We start from the raw sequence: 5,198 nt of genomic DNA, 5'->3' as shown, positions 1-5,198 counted from the left end.
ACCATCCGGAGTCCTTTCAACCTGGCGCTCGAACAGTTCACAGATCGTCGCCGACCTCTCATACTCTCTATCAGTAGCGTTCCAATCGTATACAACTCTGTTATATTCGTCTCCATGAAGAAGACTCAACTCACAATGAGGCTTCTCAGGATGTGCCAGAACTTCCTTCAAAAGCAGGTCCAGCATACCCATGTGAGCCCTGGCTTTCTCTTCATTTAAATAATAACCATCATAGCGCAACTTGATAGTCAAAGAATCAACATGCTGATAAACGAAAACACCGAAAGGATAATCTACTTTATCTGCTACCTCGCGTATCACGACTCTTAACCCATCTCCATTCTCTTTTCTGAGCCAAGGATAATTTTCAAATATTAGTAGACTATGAAATAATTGTTTTCCATTTTTTTGAAGACGAACAATATCTGCAAAACTATGACGATTTAATTCAGACAACAGCCGATGCAATTCACCCAACTGATACCTGATCGTCCCATTGTTCGACCAGTTTAAAATCAAAGGAAGAGTATTGATATATAAACCTACGCTTTCTTCAATACCTTCTATCGGCAAATCCCTTCCAGAAACAACCGTCCCGACAATGCTTTGATAGTTTCCGCTATAAACTTGCAACAACTTATGCCAAACAAATTGGATGACCACATTTATCGTAATTGCCTCACGTTGACAAAAAGATTTAAGTTTATCATACAAATCGTAATTAATTATCAGCAATTGGGTGGCCGGACGGGCAACCCATTTGTAATTTTCAATATCGATAGGCTTATTAAGCAATGCGCTTATATCATTGATACTTTCAACTTCAGCAATTTTATTTTTCCAATAAACCGCCAATCTGCTTCTGTTAGCACTAATATACTCCTGGCTTTTAATGTAGGCACGATCTTCATACACCGGTACATTCTTTCCTAATAAAAGTAATTGGTAATACTGATGTAAACGTTGAAGTAAAACCAACGCACTCCATCCTTCAGCAATTACATGATGCTCTGTCTTTACCACAGTATACCAATTTTCTGACTGCTTGATAATTTGCAATCTAAATAAAGAGGGTTTGCTCAAATCAAATTTCTTCTTTCGTTCTGTCTTCAGAATTGTTTTGATTCGAAACTCTCGTGCTTGTTGATCAGAAAAATTGCTAAGGTCTGTAATTTCGAACTCAACTCTTCCATATTGGTAGATAATCTGCACCACTTGTTCCTTCCAGTTAAATGCTGTGCGTAATATAGGATATTGTGCAATGCACAATTCCCAAGCCTTCAGATAAAGATCAACCTTCAACTCTTCATGATAATCGAAGACTTGCTGCAATATGTAGGTATCGTCGTCTTGCTGAGTTAAAGCATGATAAATAAACCCTTGCTGTAAACTATTGGCAGGATAAATATTTGTTATCTTATTCTTCAAAGGTTATTACTTTCAATTTGTAATTCATTCAGTAGAGACTGACTTAACTGAACTTCTTTAAAATCACTAGGGGTATAGCTAGTGCCAATCCTATTTAACGTCTCTTCACAATGTTCAATTATTTTTACTAACTCATTTTTGAAACAATTACTAAATTCAATGGTCGCCTTATCACCAAATTGTGTTCTGATATCGAACAACAACTTACCATTATGAACCAAACCATTAATATTGATTACATTTAGGTCCAAATTGGCTGGATGGACGGGTAATCCGCTATATCCCATATCTATCTGCCAGTCGTCTTGTATAGCATCAAATTGACCTAAATAATTAAATATGATGGGAGGAAGGCTAGAGTGTGAGATTGAGGCACCCTTTGAACTAGCAAATGCACCAAAACCAATACCTTTATTTGGAATCCTCCGCATCCCTTCCTTGATAGAAATAATGGTTTCATGAAGTGAGTCCTTCAGTTCAAGTCTGACAGGAAACATACAAGTAAACCATCCTATTGTATGACTATGATCAATATGAACCGACAAATGTTCTCTACCATGGCCTTCCAAGGTGATACTCTGCACAGTAGCACCGTTAATATTTTTCAACGCATACGCCAGTGCCGTTAGAAGTAAATCATTTATCTCAGTAGAATAAGCCCCTGAAGCTTTCTGCAGTAATAAGGTCGTTAAATCATTATCCAGCTCAATTGTCGTCATACTTTGTTTCGCGACATCATTCTTTAGAACCCCAAAGTCTGGATTAACCAGCAATTGTTTCTCCCAAAAATGTATCTCGCTCGGATTATTTTCAGGGTAACTTTTTATAAACTCTACCCATTGACGATAGCTGCTTGTCTTCCTTTCAGGTAAAGACCTTCTGTCATATAGCGTTTTAATATCGTCTCTAATAATGCGCCAGCTTACGCCATCGATAATCATATGATGCGAAGCAAAAAAAATTCGTGCAGTTCCATCGTTGTACCCATAAAGATATCCAACTTGGAACAACGGACCATTCCACAAGTCAAAACCGCTTTGCCATTCTGTGAGTATAGTCTGGATTTCATGTGAAGTATAGTTATTTACATCTAACATTTTCACGTTCATTGTCCCAATATCTGATCGATAGACTTGATTCAGAGTTTCAATGCCTACAAAATGAACTCGTAGTATATCATGATACTTAACAAGTTTATCAATTGCACTGAGAAGAAACTCTTCAGTTAACGGTGGCACATTAATTAAAAAGTTCTGATTATAATAACCTGGAACTGCCAACTCTGGAATTTGCTCGGCGAACCATTGCTGTACTGGCAACAGTTCAAACAAACCGGTCAGCAGCCCCTGTTCAGATTGAATGACAATTTTTGATTGATTATTATCCAATTGGTATGCAAGCGCTTCTATAGTTTTACTTAAAAAAATATCGTTTACCTGACAATTAAATCCTCTCTGCCGTAAACGGTTGGACAGCTGTATGCTTAATATCGAATCGCCTCCAATCCTAAAAAAATCATCCGTGATATTTACCTGTGATAATCCAAGCACTTCCCGCCAGATATCTTGCAATAATAATTCTGTTTGCGAAAAAGGTCTGGTCTTGTCTTCAGTCATCACTAAAAATTCAGGATCAGGAAGAGCTTTTCTATCCAGTTTACCACTCACACTCAGCGGAAGTGAATCCATCCGGATGAAAGCAGACGGTAACATATACGTAGGCAGCGATTTGGAAAGTTGATCTAAGATGATTGATTCATTAAACCTGTCAATATCGGATAAATAATAAGCTATGATTTGCTTTGTGCTACCTAATTTTGTTGATCGGTCTTTTATTGTTACACAGCATTGACTGATTCCCGGAATTTGATTTAGTGCGTGTTCGATCTCGCCAAGTTCAATCCGATAACCGCGAAGTTTTACCTGATCATCATTTCTTTTAATATACTCGATCTCACCATTTGAAAGCCAGCGAACCAGATCACCAGTCTTATATAGTTTCGTAAAGCGTTTAAATTTATCCTGTGGAGTTGCAAAATGATTTTGGATAAAACTATTCTCCGTAATATCGGGTCTGTTTAGATACCCTCTCGCAAGCCCTGCTCCTCCAATGTGTAATTCACCAATAATACCAGGAGGGCAAACATTACCTGCATTATCCAACACATAAAGTTTTGTATTTTGAATCGGCTTTCCTATCGTATTCTTTTGCCCTCTGCCCAATTTTTTAAAGGTTGACCAGATCGTGGTTTCTGTAGGGCCATACATATTGTATACATCGGCGTCAGTTACCGTAGTGAGCTTATGCAATAACTCTTGAGAAAATTTCTCGCCTCCCACAATAATATGCTTTAGTGACCTTATAAACGGGGTTTCAACATTTATCAATGTTTGTAAATAAGAAGGCGTGATCTGCATTGCGGTAATCGGTCGCTGACTTTTCGAAGTGTCTGTTTTTCTTTGATATTGTATTCTCAGTGCATTGAGATGATTCAATCCATTAAGCACTTTATTATTCTCAATACCGAAATCGATCAGACAAGCTATTTCAGTAACACCTATCCGCGAAATAGCTGATAACAGGTCCTTGCAGGAATCACTGGTTCCTAAAAGCGCAGCGGAACTCCAATATCGCTCAAATGCAAAGTCAAGCAACTGATCGTATTCCTGATCTGTCAGGTTTGAGATCGTAAGCTGAAGATCTTTTGCTAAACCCTGGAGCAACCCGACACTTGATCTAAGGTATGATTTAAAAGGTTCCTTTGCTGTTTCCTTAACAGCGACTAAGTCTGTTCCAATATAGGTGTGGACCATTAAAGCAATCTTTGCCTTATCCAGCGAAAAACCGTTTTCTTTTAGTGACTGCTTATAAAGAGCTATTTTCTTTTCCAAATCGCCGATATCCTGCCCCAGCAAGTGTGTGAGGATATTCGCTCCAATCTTACCCGCACTAATAAAAGTTTCAGGATTCCCTGCACTTGTTATATATATCGTTAACTTATCATTTACGGGTCTTGGGTAAATTTTAATGTCTATTTCAGAATTTACACCATTTACCCGTTTAATACTTCCACCTTGCCAAAGCGTTTGTAACTCTTGTATTTGCTGATACATTATTTCATGGCGATCATGAAAGTTGCCAGGATTTAATATAAAATCATTTGAATGCCATCCAGCTGCTATAGACATGGCAACTCTGCCATTGCTGAGATTGTCTACCATCGACCATTCCTCTGCCACGCGAATAACATCATGTAATGGAAGGACAACACTTCCAGAACGAATCTCAATCCTGTTAGTCAATGTCGATACCCCAGCAGCTAGAACGGACGGATTAGGAAAAATCCCTCCGAATTCATGGAAATGTCTTTCTGGTATCCAGAGGGCTGAGAAATCATGTTTATCAGCATAAATTGCCGACTCCTTCAGAAAATCATACTTAGCCGTATTTCCTTCGGGCTGGCTGGAAAAATAAAACAAGCTGAAATCAAGCTCTCTGCTATCAGATGAGTTTAGCAATTCTCCGATATTAGTATGAGGCCCCCGTAAAGTGATTAATACACCTTTGCTTAAACTCCATAGTAATTCCAGCACAGATATGTCAAATGAAATGGAAGTGATTGAAAAAATATGATCATCCGCATTTATCGAAAGAGCATCATTCATACCTGATAAAAAATTAACCACACTCCTGTGCTCCACCATCACTCCCTTCGGCCGGCCGGTTGTGCCCGAGGTATAGATCACATAGGCAAGATCGGTGGGGGTGCT

The 5,198-nt window shown here is 38.6% G+C and carries 2 protein-coding genes; both read right to left on the bottom strand.

What is annotated here, in order from left to right:
* The coding region (locus J2X69_RS24570; protein WP_310109479.1) for a condensation domain-containing protein at positions 1 to 1,428 on the bottom strand (1,428 nt) is incomplete at its 3' end.
* On the bottom strand, positions 1,425 to 5,135 hold the full coding sequence (locus J2X69_RS24565) for a MupA/Atu3671 family FMN-dependent luciferase-like monooxygenase (protein ID WP_409014487.1): 3,711 nt from the start codon (positions 5,133 to 5,135) through the stop codon (positions 1,425 to 1,427). The genes J2X69_RS24570 and J2X69_RS24565, both read right to left, overlap by 4 nt.
* Positions 5,136 to 5,198: the final 63 nt, after the last annotated feature.

The organism is Algoriphagus sp. 4150, from assembly GCF_031457395.1.
GTDB lineage: Bacteria > Bacteroidota > Bacteroidia > Cytophagales > Cyclobacteriaceae > Algoriphagus.
Note: the sequence above shows the minus strand (reverse complement) of the source record. Positions and strands in the feature narration are given on the sequence as shown.